This is a genomic window from Aeromonas sp. QDB54 (assembly GCF_027707385.1).
Taxonomy (GTDB): domain Bacteria; phylum Pseudomonadota; class Gammaproteobacteria; order Enterobacterales; family Aeromonadaceae; genus Aeromonas; species Aeromonas hydrophila.
Genome location: NZ_JAPCIT010000021.1, coordinates 71,871 through 88,303, shown reverse-complemented (window position 1 = coordinate 88,303; position 16,433 = coordinate 71,871). Strand labels below are relative to the sequence as shown.

Genomic DNA, 16,433 nt, shown 5'->3' with positions numbered 1-16,433 from the left:
AATGAGCGTTCACATTGGTCCGGAAATGGTGTTCACGTTGAATCGGAATTGGTGTTCATGATCGGCCGGAATATGCACCCCCTCCCCTGGCTGGTGCAACCAGCATTCCCCCAGCAAATCGACGATGCCTCTCTCCGCTCCCCACACAACTTTTCTTCCTGTCCCCTAAAACCACTGTCATTGTGTCAACCCATCACTGGGCAATTGATAGGGCTTGGAATGCCGTCATCATTCCGCCCCTAGCAGTTAGCTAAGTACACTCACAAGTACACTTCAAAACGCCAGAAATAGAAAAGGCGCAGCGGTTACTAACCTACTGCGCCTTTCTGTATTTGGTGGCCCCTGGGGGACTTGAACCCACGACCAATCGATTATGAGTCGACTGCTCTGACCAACTGAGCTAAGGGGCCATTGATACTGGTTTGCGGCGTGGATTATAGGGGATGGCGAATACCCCGTCCATAGGCATATCAACCACTTGGCGAGATTTCATCCATATTCAAGCGGTTCCGTGACTCATCTTCACGCCCCCGTCGCCACGGATAAAACAAAGCCCCGCATGGCGGGGCTTTTTGACAGCGGTTACGGGTTGACCCTGTCCGGGATTACTCGTCCAGGAAGCTGCGCAGTACTTCGGAGCGGCTCGGATGGCGCAACTTGCGCAGCGCCTTGGCTTCGATCTGACGAATACGCTCACGGGTAACGTCGAACTGCTTGCCCACTTCCTCGAGGGTGTGGTCAGTGTTCATGTCGATACCGAAGCGCATCCGCAGTACCTTGGCCTCACGGGCGGTCAGGCCGGCCAGCACTTCGCGGGTCGCGTTGCGCAGGCTCTCGCTGGTGGCGGCATCCGCTGGCAGAGCCAGGGTGGTATCTTCGATGAAGTCGCCCAAGTGGGAATCTTCATCATCACCGATGGGCGTCTCCATGGAGATGGGCTCTTTGGCGATCTTCAATACCTTGCGGATCTTGTCTTCCGGCATGCCCATGCGCATGGCCAGCTCTTCCGGGTTCGGTTCACGACCCATCTCCTGCAGCATCTGACGGGAGATACGGTTGAGCTTGTTGATGGTCTCGATCATGTGTACCGGGATACGGATGGTGCGGGCCTGATCCGCGATGGAGCGGGTAATGGCCTGACGGATCCACCAGGTCGCATAGGTCGAGAACTTGTAGCCACGACGGTATTCAAACTTGTCTACCGCCTTCATCAGACCGATGTTGCCCTCCTGGATCAGATCCAGGAACTGCAGACCACGGTTGGTGTACTTCTTGGCGATGGAGATAACCAGACGCAGGTTGGCCTCGACCATCTCTTTCTTGGCGCGGCGGGCCTTGGCCTCACCGATGCTCATGCGACGGTTGATGTCCTTGATCTGGGCGATGGACAGACCGGTCTCTTCCTCGATCTGCTGCAGCTTGCCGATGGCGCGCAGCACATCTTCGTCCATCTCGACCAGACGCGGTGACCAGGCCTTGCCGGCCTGCTTCTGGTACTCGAACCAGGCAGTTTCGCACTCGTTGTTGGTGAAGGCCGCGACGAAGGTCTTCTTCGGCATCTTGGCCTGCTCAACGCAGAGTTTCATGATGATGCGTTCCTGCACGCGGACCCGCTCCATCATCTCGCGCATGTTGTTGACCAGGCGATCGAACTGCTTGGGCATCAGGCGGAATTGACGGAATACATCGGCCAGCTGGGCAATCGCAGCCTGAGTATCTTCGTGCGCACGACCATTCTGCTGAATGGAGAGACGGGTTACTTCGTACTGGGCGCGCAGATCACCGAACTTCTCGCGAGCGACTTCCGGATCCGGACCACCGTCGCCATCATCGTCGGAGTCATCGCCATCACCGTCTTCATCTTCATCTTCGTCTTCGTCTTCGTCAGCCAGATCTTCTTCGCTGAGCTCGGAGCCGATGTGAGTAGCGGTCGGGGCGACGTCATCGGTCTCGTTGGGATCGATGAAGCCGGAAATGATGTCGGACAGACGCAGCTGTTCCGCTTCGTATTTGTCGTATTGCTCAAGCAGATAGGTAATCGCTTCCGGGTACTCGGCGACGGAGCTTTGTACCTGGTTGATACCGTCTTCGATACGCTTGGCGATGTCGATTTCGCCTTCGCGAGTCAACAGTTCGACGGTACCCATTTCCCGCATGTACATGCGGACGGGATCGGTCGTACGACCAATCTCGGATTCAACAGATGCCAGTGCCTGGGCCGCTGCTTCGGCAGCGTCCTCATCGGCGGTACCACCTTCAGCCATGATAAGGTCATCGGCATCCGGGGCGTTTTCCACCACTTGAATGCCCATGTCGTTGATCATCTGGATGATGTCTTCGATCTGGTCAGAGTCGACAATGTCTTGCGGGAGGTGATCGTTCACCTCGGCATAGGTCAGGTAGCCCTGTTCTTTACCTTTGGCAACGAGGAGTTTAAGCTGAGACTGCGGGGTTTGCTCCATAGAACTCATCCGGTTGGTGTTGCTAGGTTGCGCGTACAGTGCGCTGCTGCGCAAATAGCCAATTCTAATAGAAAACCGCCAGACATGCTATGTCTGGTTGCGGCGTCGGTCATGAGAAACCCCTGCCCGCAGTATTGTCGGGGCCAGGCGGTTATAAAATGTTTGCTTTTAATCCCGTCGATTCGGGCAACGGTATTCATATTGGGGTTAATCACTCAAATATCAAGCCCCACTCTCATTTCTTTTCTCAATTTGCACCTCTCTGATCAGCATCATCAGCTCTTGAGTTTCCTCAGAGCTTAGCCCTTCCTGCGCCACCTTGGCCTGCAATTCCTCGATGCGCTGCTTCAGGAACAGGTTGATGAAACCGACGAAAGTATCCTGCAATTCTCCCAGAATATCCGGCTCCTGGTCGAGTTTTACCTCTTCAAACAGATCGTGCATCGCCAGTTGCGCCAGGATCTCTCCCTCTTTGGTGCCACGCCAGTGCTCCAGCAGGATGCCCGTCGTGACCCCAGGCTGAGTCAGGATCTGTTGATGCAGCTGCAGCAAGAACCTGATGCCCTGCAGGCGCAGTCCAGCCAGTTCAGGCATGGCCGGCAGCTTGGCCGTGATTGCCGGATACTGCACCATCAGTGCCAATGCCCGGCGCAGCGGCGTCAGCTTGGCCGCCTTGGGCTTGTTGACCTCGGCCTTCGGCTGACTGTTGCGGGCAAACAGTTCGGCGATCCGCTGCTTGTTCTCGCCCCAGCGCATCATGCTGGAAAGGCGGGTGATCAACCCTTCGCGCGTGAACCCTTCCGGGACTCGCCTGATCAGCTCGGCGGCCTTGTTGGCCACTTCGAACTTGCCAGCCTCACCGGAAAGTGCCGCATCGCGTCCGAGGCGCTCAAACATGAAGTCAGCGAACGGCTGGGCCTGGTCGAGCAGAGCTTCAAATCCCTCCTTGCCTATCTGGCGTACCAGCGAGTCGGGATCCTCCCCATCCGGCAAAAACACGAACTTGAGTTCACGGCCGTCCTGCAGATGGGAGAGCGCATTGTCCAGCGCCCGCCAGGCCGCTTCCCGACCGGCGTTGTCGCCGTCGTAGCAGCAGACGACCTCGGCCGTGGTGCGAAACAGGGTGTGAATATGGTCGCTGGTGGTCGCGGTACCCAGCGCCGCCACCGCATAATCAATGTCGTACTGGCCGAGCGCCACCACATCCATATAGCCTTCCACCACCAGGATCCGGCGCGGATCCTTGTGTGCCTGCTTGACCTCGTAAAGGCCGAACAACTCCCGCCCCTTGTGGAAGATGGGTGTTTCCGGCGAGTTCAGGTACTTGGGCGTCCCCTCCCCCAGCACCCGGCCACCGAAACCGATGACCCGGCCACGCTTGTCACGGATCGGAAACATGATGCGATCGCGAAAGCGATCATAACTGCCGGGCCCGCTGTCACGAGTGATCAGCATGCCACCCGAGATGAGCAACTGCTCGTGCTCCCGGCTGGCGCCAAAGCGCCGACGCACCTGATCCCAATCGGCAGGGGCATAACCAATGTTGAAGCGCTTGACCACTTCACCGGTCAGACCGCGCCCCTTCAGGTATTCCACCGCCTGCGGCGCGTTCTTGAGATTGCTCTCGTAGAAACGGGCGATCTGGTTCATCAGCTCGAACAGATCCTTGCTGACCGCAGGTTGGCTGCTGCTCGCCCCACCTGCTGTCTGCTCACGGGGGACCTGCATGCCGTGCAGGCTGGCAAGCTCTTCAATGGCATCGGGAAATTCGAGCCCGTCATACTCCATGACAAAGCCGATGGCATTGCCGTGAGCACCGCAGCCGAAGCAGTGATAGAACTGCTTCTCCTGACTGACAGTAAAAGAGGGGCTTTTTTCGTTATGAAAAGGGCAGCAAGCCTGGTAGTTCTTACCGGCTTTCTTCAGCCGCACCCGCGAGTCGATCAACTCGACGATATCGGTGCGTACGAGCAGATCATCGATGAAGGATTGTGGGATCCTGCCTGCCATAACCGTCCTGTTTCATTGCATAGAAAATAAAAAAGCCGCGCATTCCCAGGGAAGCACGGCTTCTTTGACCAAACAAGAGAGTTGCCTGTTACGCCAAGCGGGTTTTCACCTGAGCACTGACGGCGCCGACATCGGCACGCCCCTGAATTTTCGGCTTCAAGACAGCCATGACTTTGCCCATGTCAGCCATGACGGCAGCACCACTTTCAGCGATGGCTTGCTCAATCAGTGCGGCAATTTCGGCTGCAGTCAGCTGTTGCGGCAGGAACTCCTGCAACACAACGATCTCTGCGGACTCTTTGTCGGCAAGATCCTGGCGACCGGCAGCTTCGAATTGACTGATGGAATCACGACGCTGTTTGACCATTTTGGTCACCACAGCGAGGATATCCTGATCATTGAGCTCGACACGGGTATCAACTTCACGTTGCTTGATTTCAGCCATCAACAAACGGATCGCTCCCAAGCGAGCCTTGTCTTTGGCAAGCATGGCGAGTTTTTGTTGATCCTTGAGTTGATCCTTCAGCGACACGGCATGAACCCTTGATTAGTACAGGCGGATACGACGTGCGTTTTCGCGGGACAGCTTCTTGGCGTGACGCTTAACGGCAGACGCTTTGGCACGCTTGCGAATGGTAGTCGGCTTCTCGTAGAACTCACGGCTACGAACTTCGGACAGGATACCGGCTTTTTCGCAAGAACGCTTGAAGCGACGCAGAGCAACGTCAAACGGCTCATTTTCACGGACTTTGATTACTGGCATGTGCCTTTCACCTCAGTGATAAATTGTTAGCTGACCTTCAATCGATCAGCATGTCTTAAAATGGTGCGAAATTATACTCTGGACAGGGAATGAAAGTAAACCCACAGAGATCGCTCTGGTTTAAAAAACCCGCGAAGGTTACCATAGCCGTCTCATTTTAGCAGTGAAATTTTTTAGCAATGCGTGTATTGGGCATAGAGACATCCTGTGACGAAACCGGGATCGCGATCTTCGACGATCAAAAAGGGATCCTTTCCCACCAGTTGTATAGCCAGGTCAAGCTGCATGCGGACTACGGCGGCGTCGTTCCCGAGCTGGCCAGCCGGGATCACGTCCGCAAGACGATCCCCTTGATCCAGGCCGCGTTGCGAGAGGCGGGACTGGGCAAGGACGACATCGACGGCATCGCCTACACCGCAGGTCCGGGCCTGGTTGGCGCCATTCTGGTGGGGGCCACCATAGGCCGCTCGCTGGCGATGGCCTGGAACAAACCGGCCATTGCCGTGCACCACATGGAAGGCCACCTGCTGGCGCCCATGCTGGAAGAGCGAGCCCCCGAATTTCCCTTCGTGGCCCTGCTGGTCTCCGGCGGTCACTCCATGCTGGTTCGGGTCGATGGCATCGGCAGCTACCAGCTGCTGGGCGAGTCGATCGATGATGCTGCCGGCGAGGCGTTTGACAAGACCGCCAAGCTGATGGGACTGGATTACCCAGGCGGCCCGCTGCTCTCCCGGCTGGCGGAGAAGGGCACCACTGGACGCTTCACCTTCCCGCGTCCCATGACCGACCGCCCCGGGCTCGACATGAGCTTCTCCGGCCTCAAGACCTTCGCCGCCAACACCATCGCCGCCAACGGTGATGATGAACAGACCCGTGCCGATATCGCCCGAGCGTTTGAAGACGCGGTAGTTGACACCCTGGCCATCAAGTGTCGCCGTGCCTTGAAGGAGACCGGCCTCAATCGCCTGGTGGTGGCCGGCGGCGTCAGCGCCAACCGTCACCTGCGCGCCCAGCTGGCCGAGCTGATGGAGAGCCTCAAGGGGGAAGTGTTCTATCCGCGCACCGAATATTGCACCGACAATGGCGCCATGATCGCCTATGCCGGCATGCAGCGCCTGAAAGCCGGGGTCTTCGAGCCACTGGTAGTCAAAGCCGTGCCACGCTGGCCGCTGGATACCCTGGATCCGGTTTGATCCAGCGGATCCTGCCAGCATGAAAAAGGGGCCTTTGGCCCCTTTTTGTTTTGCTTGGTAAGCATCTTCGCTCACTCGCAGCCATTAGTTGGTACGGAATAGCGCCTCGATGGAGAGCCCCTGCCCCAGCAGGATCTCCCGCAAGCGGCGCAGCCCTTCTACCTGGATCTGGCGAACCCGCTCGCGGGTCAGACCAATCTCGGCACCCACGTCTTCCAGAGTCGCCGGCTCATAGCCGAGCAGACCGAAGCGACGGGCCAGCACCTCGCGTTGCTTGGGATTAAGCTCCTCCAGCCAGTGCACTATGCTGGCGCGCATGTCGTCATCCTGGGACTCCAGCTCAGGGCCCATGCCACGCTCGTCGGAGAGCACATCCAGCAGCGCCTTGTCGCGATCGCCACCGATGGGGGTATCGACCGAGGTGATCTTCTCGTTGAGCTTGAGCATGCGATTCACATCGTCTACCGAGCGATCCAGCGCGAAGGCGATATCTTCCGCCGTCGGTTCATGATCGAGCCGATGGGAGAGTTCACGGGCGGTGCGCAGATAGACGTTCAGCTCCTTGACCACATGAATGGGCAGACGAATGGTGCGGGTCTGATTCATGATGGCCCGCTCTATGGTCTGACGGATCCACCAGGTGGCATAGGTAGAGAAACGGAAACCGCGCTCGGGATCGAATTTCTCGACTGCACGGATGAGGCCGAGGTTGCCCTCTTCGATAAGATCGAGCAACACAAGGCCGCGATTGTTGTAGCGACGGGCGATCTTGACCACCAGTCGCAAATTGGACTCGATCATGCGCTTGCGGGCGGCTTTGTCACCTCGCAAGGCACGACGGGCGTAATAGACTTCTTCTTCGGCGGTGAGCAGCGGGGAGAAGCCAATCTCCCCGAGATAGAGCTGGGTGGCGTCCATCACCTTGTTCAGTTCAGGCGCCATCAGTTCATCGGAAATCGTCTCTTCGGCCTCGGCCGCGACTTCCTGAACCTCTTCCTCTTCGTGGGTCTCCAGCTCTTCGTCGAACTCTAACTCTGCATCCTGCATAACCAGTTGTTCTTGGCTCATGGCGTGTCTCCCTGACCGGCACCAGAGTAAGACTTAACTCTCTGGGTCTAACGCTTTGGCAAATGGCTCATCGGGTTAATCGACTTGCCTCTGTACCGGATTTCAAAGTGCAATCGCACATCCGGCGCGTCCGTGCTACCCATGTTGGCAATGACTGATCCGCCTTTGACGCTGTCCCCTTCCTTCACTCGCAACTCGTCGTTGTGGGCGTAAGCAGAGAGGTAATCATCATCATGTTTGAGAATGATCAGCTTGCCATAACCCCTCAGTGCGCTACCGGCATAGACGACCTTGCCGCCGCTCGCCGCGTAGATGGGTTGCCCCTTCTGACCGGCGATATCTATGCCCTTGTTACCCTGTTCTGCAACAGAGAACCCCTCGACGATCCGGCCCTTGGTAGGCCAGTGCCAAGATAGCTTGCTGTAGGAATTGTCTGATTTTTGTTCTTTTACCTGAGCGTATTCTTTTGAAGATGGCTGAGCAATCGTTTTCTGTTTGATAAATGGAGTGGTCGTACCTGAGGTCGCCGGCGCCAGGGGTTTGGGGCCGGAGCTCTGGGTCACCACCGGGCGCGTCGCCGCCACCATCTGGCCACTGTCGCTGCTGGCGGACTGCACATTCAGCACCTGCCCGACCTGCAGGGCAAAGGGCGCCTGCAGATTGTTGCTTTGTGCCAGAGTCTGATTCGACATGCCAAACTGGCGGCCAATGCTGCTCAGCGTGTCCCCAGGACGGACCTGATAGGTGCCTGCACTGCGCGCAACGGCCATGGTGCTGCCGGAGGCATCGAGCCGGATCTGTTGACCCGGATAGATGTTGTAGGGGGGGCTGATGCCGTTGAGACTGGCCAGCGAGGGCACGTCATTGCCCGAATTGAAGGCGATGGAGTAGAGGGTGTCCCCTTTTTTCACCGTGTAGCTGTTGCCCTGAATGGCGGGCTGGGCCGCTATCTGGCGAGCCGGAATGGTAGAGACGAGACCATCATTGCCCAATCCTTGTACCGGAGCAGCAGTCTTACTGGAAGAGCAAGCGAGCAGCAGCCATGACAACACGACGACACTGCTTCCTTGCCAAACACGCGAACGCATAGTGGATCCTTTAACGACTAAACCAGAAATAGGCCACAACGGCCAAACCAATACAGAGCCAACCCAGCACATCCACATAGTGCATCAGCTTGCGCTCCATCTTCTCGCCACCCCAGCGCATCAGACCTGCCACCAGGAAAAAGCGCATGCCACGCCCGATCAGCGAGGTCACGATGAAGGGCAGCAGTGCCATTTGCAACAGGCCGGCCGTCACGGTAAACACCTTGTAGGGGATCGGCGTGAAACTGGCAATAAAAATAACCCAGATGCCCCACTGCTCGAACCATTGCCGGGCCAAGGCAATCTTGTCTTCATAACCTACCGAGACCACCAGCGGCTGGACCACCGGCTCCCACAGGGCATAACCGAGCAGATAGCCGAACAACGCGCCCAGCACGGAGAACAGGGTCGCCAGTGCGGCGTAGTGCCAGGCCTTGTGCGGTCTGGCCAGCGCCATGGGGGCCAGCATCACGTCCACCGGAATGGGCCAGAACACCGACTCGATGAAGGCGGTGATCGCCAGATACCAGGGGGCATACTTGTGACGTGCCCACTGCATCACCAGCACATAGAGGCGGGAAAACAACTTCACTCGACATCTCCGTCAATCAGGGGGACGAAACGGACCGGCTCCAGGATGCGGCTGGTCAGCTGGGAGCCCGACCGCTCGATCAGCTGCAGGGTCTGCTGGCTGTCCCCCACCGGCAACACCAGCCGGCCACCGTCGGCCAGCTGATCGGTAAGGGCCGTCGGTACCTCGCTGGCGGCCGCCGTCACCAGAATGGCGTCGAAGGGGCCCTTGTTGGGCCAGCCCAGCCAGCCATTGCCGTGCTTGGCGGAGACATTGTGCAGATCGAGCTGACGCAGCCGGCGCCGGGCCTGGAACTGCAGCGACTTGATCCGCTCCACCGTATAGACGTGCTCCACCAGATGAGCCAGCACCGCCGTCTGATAACCCGAGCCAGTGCCGATCTCCAGCACATGGGCCGGATCGTTCTGGATCAACAGCTCGGTCATCCGCGCCACCATGTAGGGTTGCGAGATGGTCTGACCGTGGCCGATGGGCAACGCCGTATTGTCCCAGGCCTTGTGGGCCATGGCTTCATCCACGAACAGCTGACGCGGCACCTTGGCAATCGCCGCGAGTACGCGGAAATCACGAATGTCCTGCGCGATCAGCTGGTTTAACAGGCGCTGTACTATCACACCTTCATCCCTGCAGGTCCAACCAAGCCCCCAGCCCCGCCAGACTGCTGTAGGCAGTCATATCGATGGTCAGGGGGGTGATCGAGACGTAGCCCTGCTCGATGGCGGCGAAATCCGTGCCTTCGCCCGCATCTTGCTGGCTGCCGGGCGGGCCGATCCAGTAGATGGGCTGGCCACGGGGATCCTCGCTGCATATGACCGACTCCGCCCGGTGGCGGTTGCCAAGGCGCGTCACCCTGATCCCCTTGATCTGGTCGAGGGGCAGGTCCGGCACATTGACGTTGAGGATCTGATCGGCGGGCAGCGGGTGCACCATCATGCCCTTCACCAGCTGGGCGGCGTAGTGGGCCGCCGTGGCGAAATGGGTCTTGCCTACCAGCGAGATGGCCAGCGAGGGGAAGCCGAGGTGGCGTCCCTCGGTTGCCGCCGCCACCGTGCCCGAGTAGATGACATCATCCCCCAGATTGGCACCGTGGTTGATGCCGGCCACCACCATGTCGGGCTCCGGGCGCACCAGCTCGTTGACCGCCAGGTGCACGCAGTCGGTCGGCGTTCCCTTCACCGCATGATATCCGGTTTCGGCGATGCGGGTGACCCGCAGCGGCACTTCCAGCGTCAGGGAATGACTCGCCCCGCTGCGATTGCGATCCGGCGCCACCACGATGACCTCGCCACAGGCAGCCAGCGCCTCGCTGAGGGCTCTTATGCCCTCCGCATGCACACCGTCATCATTACTGACCAGAATTCTCATCGGACTGATTCCTGAAACCATGATCGGCCTCTTCGGCCTGCATTAACTCGCGCACCACGCTGGTGGCAAACGCCCCGGCCGGCAGGAAGAACGACAGGGTCAACACGGCCCCCTCCAGCTGCCAGCTCATGGCTTGCGGCTTGAGCAGCAGCGGGCGGCGGTCCTGGTCCAGCCCGGCTTTTTCCAGGCCGTCACACCAATCGTGATAGGGGGCCAGCACGCTCTGCTCGAACTCGGCGGCGGCCCCCTGGCTGGCCAACCGGCCACGGCCCCACTGGGGCCCGGTGAGCTGCACGTCGCCTGAGGCGAGACGTGCCTCCAGCTCAGGGGTCACGCCCTCTTCGCTGAAGATGGAGTGGCTGCCCTTGAGCATCACACAGTCGCCGGCCAGCAGCTGATGGGCCAGTCCCTGCTCGATGCGGGCACTGACGATGGCATTGAACAGCATGCTGCGGGCAGCGGAGAGATAGAGGGAGCGCTTGTTGCGATCCTTGATCCGCTTGCCGGCGAACATCGCCTTGGCCGCCTCCAGGTTGTTGCCGCCCCGGCCGAAACGCTGTTCGCCGTAATAGTTGGGTACCCCCTGCTCCGCGATGGCCTGCAGGCGGGATTCCAGACCGTCGGCCTGCTCCAGCCCGGTGAGGCGCAGGATGAAGTGGTTGCCCTTGAGATAGCCGACCCGCAGCTTCTTGTTGTGGCGCTTCACCTGCAGGATCTGGATGCTGTCGCTCTCGATCACGGAGAGATCCGGTTCTGCCTTGCCCGGCAGATGAATGCCGAACCACTGTTCGGTCACCGCGTGGCGATCTTTCAGCCCGGCCCAGGTCACCGCATTGCGGTTGACCCCGGCCGCATCGGCCAGCAGACCAGCCACCCAGGCGGTATTCTCTCCAGTTTTACGCACCCGGACGAAGATGTGTTCCCCCTCTCCGCAGGGTTCAAACCCGAGATCTTCATTGACCACGAAATCGGCGGCTTGCGCCTTGAGGATGCCGCGGGCAGTCGGCGCCCCGTGCAGATAGGCAAGTTGTTCCAGCATTATTGTTTCACCAGTAAGACGACGGCTTCGGTGGCGATCCCTTCCTTGCGCCCCGTGAATCCCAGCTGTTCGGTGGTGGTCGCCTTGACGTTCACCCGGTTCAAATCACATTGCAGATCGGCGGCCAGCACGGCGCACATGGCTTCGATATGCGGTGCCATCTTGGGCGCCTGGGCAATGATGGTCACATCCAGGTTGCCGATGGCATAGCCCGACTGCTGTACCCGGGCAAACACGTCCCGCAGCAGGATGCGGCTGTCGATCCCCTTGAACTCGGCGGCGGTATCGGGAAAGTGACGGCCGATATCGCCGGCCCCGATGGCACCGAGCAGCGCATCGCTCACCGCGTGCAGCACCACGTCACCATCGGAGTGAGCCAGCAGGCCCTGCTCATACGGCACCGCCACCCCGCCCAGCATGCAGGGGCCAACCCCACCAAACTTGTGTACATCAAAACCATGTCCAATCCGGATCATGCCAGCTCCTCTGTGGGTGAATCGGGTTGCGCCGGCTGGCGCGCGTTCTGTTGCTGCAAATAAAGCCCCGCCAGAGAGAGATCCTCCGGCCGGGTCACCTTGATATTGTCGGCTCGTCCTTCCACCATCCGCACCGTGAAACCGGCGCGCTCCATGGCGGAGGCCTCGTCGGTGATGGTGGCCCCCAGCGCCAGCCCCTCTTCCAGTGCCAGCTTGAGCGGTCTGGTGGGAAACATCTGGGGGGTCAGGGCATGCCAGAGCTGCTCGCGATCGACGGTGGCGAGGATGTTGCCCGCCCCGTCGGAGCGCTTCATGGTGTCGCGCACCCGGCTGCCGAGGATGGCGCCATCACAGGCCATGGCGGTGGCAATCAGCGCATCGAGATCGCCGTGGGTCAGGCAAGGGCGGGCAGCGTCGTGCACCAGCACCCACTCCCCTGCGGCCACCTGCAACGCATTGAGCACGGAAAAAGCCCGCTCGGCGCCCCCTTCCACTCGCAGGATCCTCGGATCGGCGGCCACGGCCAGGGTGTCGAACCAGCGGTCATGGGGAGCCAGCGCCACGATCACCTGAGCGATGGCCGGGTGGGAGAGCAGCCGGGTCAGGGTATGTTCCAGAATGGTCCGACCCGCCAGCTGCAGATACTGTTTGGGGCACTCGGCTCCCATTCGGCTGCCGATGCCCGCGGCCGGGACGATGGCGGTCAGCCCGGGGCGGAGATCAGTCATCGTAGGCTGCGTCTCCGGAGCTGGAACCCTTGTCTTTGTCCTTGGGGATGATCCGATAGAAGGTCTCGCCCTGCTTGATGTAGCCAAGATCGTTGCGCGACAGCTCCTCGATGGCTTCCAGGCCCGAGGTTAGATCGTCGATCTCGCGATAAATCAGGTTGTTGCGATCCTTGAGTACCAGATTGTCCTGCTGCTGCCGGGTGATGGCATCGGACAGCTCATGATAGTCAGACAGGCCGTTCTTCCCCAGCCAGAGGTCATATTGAAGCCCCCCCAACAAGAGAAGCAGGATAAGAGTGAGTAGCCGCATGCACTGAGTCTCCTTCAAGCGGCCTAGTTTCCCATATTCGCAGGCAAGACAAAAGAAAGCCTGTGCCTCGGATGGGTTGGGCCGGAATAAAAAATGCAGAAACCCGCCGTGGCGGCGGCAGAAACAAAAAAGCCCCGCCGATTGGCGGGGCTTTGCAAAGCGTGGAAGCAGGCGAAAATTAAGCCTGGTTCTTCACTTCTTTCAGACCACGGAACGGAGCCTTGGCACCCAGCGCTTCTTCGATACGGATCAGCTGGTTGTACTTGGCAACACGGTCAGAACGGCTCATGGAACCGGTCTTGATCTGGCCAGCAGCGGTACCAACAGCCAGGTCGGCGATGGTCGCGTCTTCGGTCTCACCGGAGCGGTGGGAGATGACGGCAGTGTAGCCAGCGTCTTTGGCCATCTTGATGGCAGCCAGGGTTTCGGTCAGGGAACCGATCTGGTTGAACTTGATCAGGATGGAGTTGGCGATGCCGTTGTCGATACCGCGCTTCAGGATCTTGGTGTTGGTTACGAACAGGTCGTCACCCACGATCTGGATTTTCTTGCCCAGTTCAGCAGTCTGGTAGGCGAAACCGTCCCAGTCAGATTCGTCCAGGCCATCTTCGATGGAGACGATCGGGAACTTGGTGGTCAGGTCAGCCAGGAAGTCGGAGAAACCGTTGGAGGTGAAGACACGACCTTCGCCTTTCAGGTTGTACTCTTTCTTCTCTGCGTCGTAGAACTCGGAAGCAGCGCAGTCCATGGCCAGGGTGATGTCGGTGCCCAGTTTGTAACCGGCAGCGGCAACGGCTTCGGCGATCACTTCCAGCGCTTCGGCGTTGGATTTCAGGTTCGGAGCGAAACCACCTTCGTCACCAACAGCAGTGTTGTAGCCCTTGGACTTCAGCACTTTGGCCAGGTTGTGGAACACTTCAGCGCCCATGCGGACAGCTTCTTTCAGGGTCTTGGCGCCAACCGGCTGGATCATGAACTCCTGGATGTCGACGTTGTTGTCGGCGTGCTCACCACCGTTGATGATGTTCATCATCGGCAGCGGCATGGAGTAGACACCCGGGGTGCCGTTCAGCTCGGCGATGTGGGCGTACAGCGGCATGCCTTTGGCAGCAGCGGCAGCTTTGGCGTTGGCCAGGGAAACAGCCAGGATGGCGTTGGCGCCGAACTTGGATTTGTTCTCGGTACCGTCGAGGTCGATCATGATCTGGTCGACAGTGGCCTGGTCCTTGGCATCTTTACCCAGCAGAGCTTGAGCGATCGGGCCGTTTACGGCTTCGAGGGCTTTCAGCACGCCTTTACCCAGGAAACGGCTCTTGTCGCCGTCACGCAGTTCCAGCGCTTCGCGGGAACCGGTGGACGCGCCAGACGGAGCGGCTGCCATACCAACAAAACCACCTTCCAGGTGAACTTCGGCCTCAACGGTCGGGTTACCACGGGAGTCGATGATTTCACGACCGATCACTTTAACGATCTTGGACATGTGTATTTCCTCAGGTTTCGTAAAAAAACAACAAAAATATGCCAAAAAAAGCGGCTGCGGCACAGGGCCCCAACCGCATTTATTTTCAATTACTTCAGATTACGCTTCTGATACTCGCCTGCCGCCTTCACAAAACCGGCGAACAGGGCGTGGCCATCACGGGGAGTCGAGGTGAACTCCGGGTGGAACTGCGCGGCCACGAACCAAGGGTGATCCGGGATCTCGATAATTTCCACCAACTTCTTGTCGGCGGAGAGACCGGTCACTTTCAGGCCTGCTGCTTCAATCTGCGGCAGCAACTTGTTGTTCACTTCATAACGGTGACGGTGGCGCTCGTAAATGGTCGGGCTACCGTACATCTGGCGCACCTTGGAACCTTCAACCAGGTGGCAGAGCTGGGAACCCAGACGCATGGTACCGCCCAAATCGGACTTCTCGGTACGAGTCTCGACGTTGCCTTCGTCATCCACCCACTCGGTAATGAGACCCACCACCGGATAGGCACAATCCTTCTTGAACTCGGAAGAGTGAGCCCCTTCCATGCCCGCCACGTTGCGGGCGAATTCGATCATGGCAACCTGCATGCCGAGGCAGATACCCAGGTAGGGGATCTTGTTCTCGCGAGCATACTGGGCTGCCTGAATTTTGCCTTCCACGCCGCGCTCACCGAAGCCACCCGGCACCAGAATCGCGTCCAGACCTTCCAGCAGCTCGGCGCCACGGGTCTCGATGTCCTGGGAATCGATGTACTTGATGTTGACGGACAGACGGGTCTTCAGGCCACCGTGCTTGAGCGCCTCGTTGACGGACTTGTAGGCATCCGGCAGGGATACGTACTTGCCGACCATGCCGATGGTCACTTCTGCGGTCGGGTTGGCCTCTTCATAGATGACCTGTTCCCACTCGGCCAGGTCGGCCTCCTTGCACTCCAGACCGAAACGCTCGGTGAAGTAGGAGTCCAGATTCTGGGACTTGAGCAGTGCCGGGATCTTGTAGATGGAGTCGACGTCTTTCATGGAGATGACGGCGCGCTCCGGCACGTTGCAGAACAGGGCGATCTTGGCGCGCTCAACGGCCGGAATGGCACGGTCGGAGCGGCAGATCAGCACGTCTGGCTGGATACCGATGGAGAGCAGCTCTTTGACGGAGTGCTGAGTCGGCTTGGTCTTCACTTCACCGGCGGCAGCCAGGTAAGGAACCAGCGTCAGGTGCATGAACATAGCATTGTTGCGGCCCACTTCGGCAGCCAGCTGACGAATGGCCTCGAGGAACGGCAGGGACTCGATGTCGCCCACGGTACCGCCCACTTCGACGATAGCAACCTGATGGCCTTCGGCACCGGCAATCACCCGCTCTTTGATGGCGTTGGTGATGTGCGGAATCACCTGAATGGTTGCGCCCAGATAGTCACCACGGCGCTCTTTGCGCAGCACGTCTGCATAGATGCGACCGGTGGTGAAGTTGTTGCGGCGGGTCATCTTGGTGCGGATGAAACGCTCGTAGTGGCCCAAGTCCAGATCGGTCTCGGCCCCGTCCTCGGTTACGAACACTTCACCGTGCTGGGTCGGGCTCATGGTGCCCGGATCCACGTTGATATAGGGGTCCAGTTTCATGATGGTCACATCCAGACCACGGGCTTCCAGAATGGCTGCCAGAGAAGCAGCGGCAATGCCTTTGCCGAGGGATGAAACAACGCCACCAGTTACAAAAATATATTTTGTCGTCATGCTGAACCTGAAAGAAGTTTAGGGAATTTTAAGGGGTGCTTCGGGGATGAAGCAGGACGGGGAAACAGTATACCAAAACCCCCTCTCCCAAACAATGAACAAAAATCTATCAGGCTCCCGGCGCCCCCATCT

The 16,433-nt window shown here is 59.0% G+C and carries 16 protein-coding genes and 1 tRNA gene; 1 reads left to right on the top strand and 16 read right to left on the bottom strand.

The window, feature by feature from the left end:
• Window positions 1–333 precede the first annotated feature (333 nt).
• The 5 genes from PG881_RS18910 to rpsU form a co-directional block, all read right to left on the bottom strand.
• Window positions 334–410: transfer RNA gene (locus PG881_RS18910), tRNA-Ile, on the bottom strand.
• Between the two features lie 195 nt (window positions 411–605).
• On the bottom strand, window positions 606–2,501 hold the full coding sequence (gene rpoD / locus PG881_RS18905; RefSeq protein WP_263642045.1) for an RNA polymerase sigma factor RpoD: 1,896 nt from the start codon (window positions 2,499–2,501) through the stop codon (window positions 606–608).
• A gap of 183 nt (window positions 2,502–2,684) precedes the next feature.
• Entirely contained in the window at window positions 2,685–4,472 is a 1,788-nt protein-coding gene (dnaG, locus tag PG881_RS18900; protein ID WP_270802055.1) for a DNA primase, read from the bottom strand.
• 88 nt (window positions 4,473–4,560) lie between these two features.
• A complete protein-coding gene (locus PG881_RS18895; RefSeq protein WP_016349543.1) occupies window positions 4,561–5,004 on the bottom strand; it encodes a GatB/YqeY domain-containing protein in 444 nt (147 codons plus the stop codon).
• A 15-nt stretch (window positions 5,005–5,019) separates the two neighbouring features.
• Entirely contained in the window at window positions 5,020–5,235 is a 216-nt protein-coding gene (rpsU, locus tag PG881_RS18890; RefSeq protein ID WP_005309452.1) for a 30S ribosomal protein S21, read from the bottom strand.
• A gap of 179 nt (window positions 5,236–5,414) precedes the next feature.
• On the opposite strand from rpsU, the gene tsaD reads away from it, so the two are divergent.
• Window positions 5,415–6,428: a tRNA (adenosine(37)-N6)-threonylcarbamoyltransferase complex transferase subunit TsaD gene (gene tsaD / locus PG881_RS18885; RefSeq protein ID WP_270802053.1), complete on the top strand. Its 1,014-nt coding sequence runs from the start codon at window positions 5,415–5,417 to the stop codon at window positions 6,426–6,428.
• Between the two features lie 84 nt (window positions 6,429–6,512).
• On the opposite strand, the gene rpoS is transcribed toward tsaD, so the two are convergent.
• The 11 genes from rpoS to pyrG all read right to left on the bottom strand — a co-directional run bounded on the left by rpoS (window position 6,513) and on the right by pyrG (window position 16,301).
• The gene (rpoS, locus tag PG881_RS18880) at window positions 6,513–7,496 is read right to left on the bottom strand and encodes an RNA polymerase sigma factor RpoS (protein WP_011704778.1); all 984 of its coding nucleotides are present in this window, start codon (window positions 7,494–7,496) and stop codon (window positions 6,513–6,515) included.
• Window positions 7,497–7,543: 47 nt separating this feature from the next.
• Complete coding sequence (locus PG881_RS18875; RefSeq protein ID WP_270802051.1) at window positions 7,544–8,584, bottom strand: peptidoglycan DD-metalloendopeptidase family protein; 1,041 nt, start codon at window positions 8,582–8,584, stop codon at window positions 7,544–7,546.
• Between the two features lie 10 nt (window positions 8,585–8,594).
• A complete protein-coding gene (locus tag PG881_RS18870) occupies window positions 8,595–9,176 on the bottom strand; it encodes a YqaA family protein (protein ID WP_016349540.1) in 582 nt (193 codons plus the stop codon).
• Window positions 9,173–9,790 (bottom strand): protein-L-isoaspartate(D-aspartate) O-methyltransferase, encoded by a 618-nt coding sequence (locus PG881_RS18865; protein ID WP_011704775.1) that lies wholly within the window; start codon window positions 9,788–9,790, stop codon window positions 9,173–9,175. The genes PG881_RS18870 and PG881_RS18865 overlap by 4 nt, the downstream gene beginning before the upstream one ends.
• Before the next feature lie 4 nt (window positions 9,791–9,794).
• Complete coding sequence (gene surE, locus PG881_RS18860) at window positions 9,795–10,541, bottom strand: 5'/3'-nucleotidase SurE (RefSeq protein WP_017410638.1); 747 nt, start codon at window positions 10,539–10,541, stop codon at window positions 9,795–9,797.
• Window positions 10,522–11,580, bottom strand: coding sequence for a tRNA pseudouridine(13) synthase TruD (gene truD / locus PG881_RS18855; RefSeq protein WP_270802048.1), 1,059 nt, complete (start codon window positions 11,578–11,580; stop codon window positions 10,522–10,524). Before truD ends, surE begins: the two co-directional genes overlap by 20 nt.
• The gene (ispF, locus tag PG881_RS18850; RefSeq protein WP_016349536.1) at window positions 11,580–12,056 is read right to left on the bottom strand and encodes a 2-C-methyl-D-erythritol 2,4-cyclodiphosphate synthase; all 477 of its coding nucleotides are present in this window, start codon (window positions 12,054–12,056) and stop codon (window positions 11,580–11,582) included. Before ispF ends, truD begins: the two co-directional genes overlap by 1 nt.
• The gene (gene ispD, locus PG881_RS18845) at window positions 12,053–12,784 is read right to left on the bottom strand and encodes a 2-C-methyl-D-erythritol 4-phosphate cytidylyltransferase (RefSeq protein ID WP_270802046.1); all 732 of its coding nucleotides are present in this window, start codon (window positions 12,782–12,784) and stop codon (window positions 12,053–12,055) included. The genes ispF and ispD overlap by 4 nt, the downstream gene beginning before the upstream one ends.
• The gene (gene ftsB / locus PG881_RS18840; protein ID WP_011704770.1) at window positions 12,777–13,094 is read right to left on the bottom strand and encodes a cell division protein FtsB; all 318 of its coding nucleotides are present in this window, start codon (window positions 13,092–13,094) and stop codon (window positions 12,777–12,779) included. The genes ispD and ftsB overlap by 8 nt, the downstream gene beginning before the upstream one ends.
• A gap of 178 nt (window positions 13,095–13,272) precedes the next feature.
• Window positions 13,273–14,574, bottom strand: coding sequence for a phosphopyruvate hydratase (gene eno, locus PG881_RS18835; protein WP_011704769.1), 1,302 nt, complete (start codon window positions 14,572–14,574; stop codon window positions 13,273–13,275).
• Between the two features lie 89 nt (window positions 14,575–14,663).
• Entirely contained in the window at window positions 14,664–16,301 is a 1,638-nt protein-coding gene (gene pyrG, locus PG881_RS18830) for a glutamine hydrolyzing CTP synthase (protein ID WP_017410643.1), read from the bottom strand.
• Window positions 16,302–16,433: the final 132 nt, after the last annotated feature.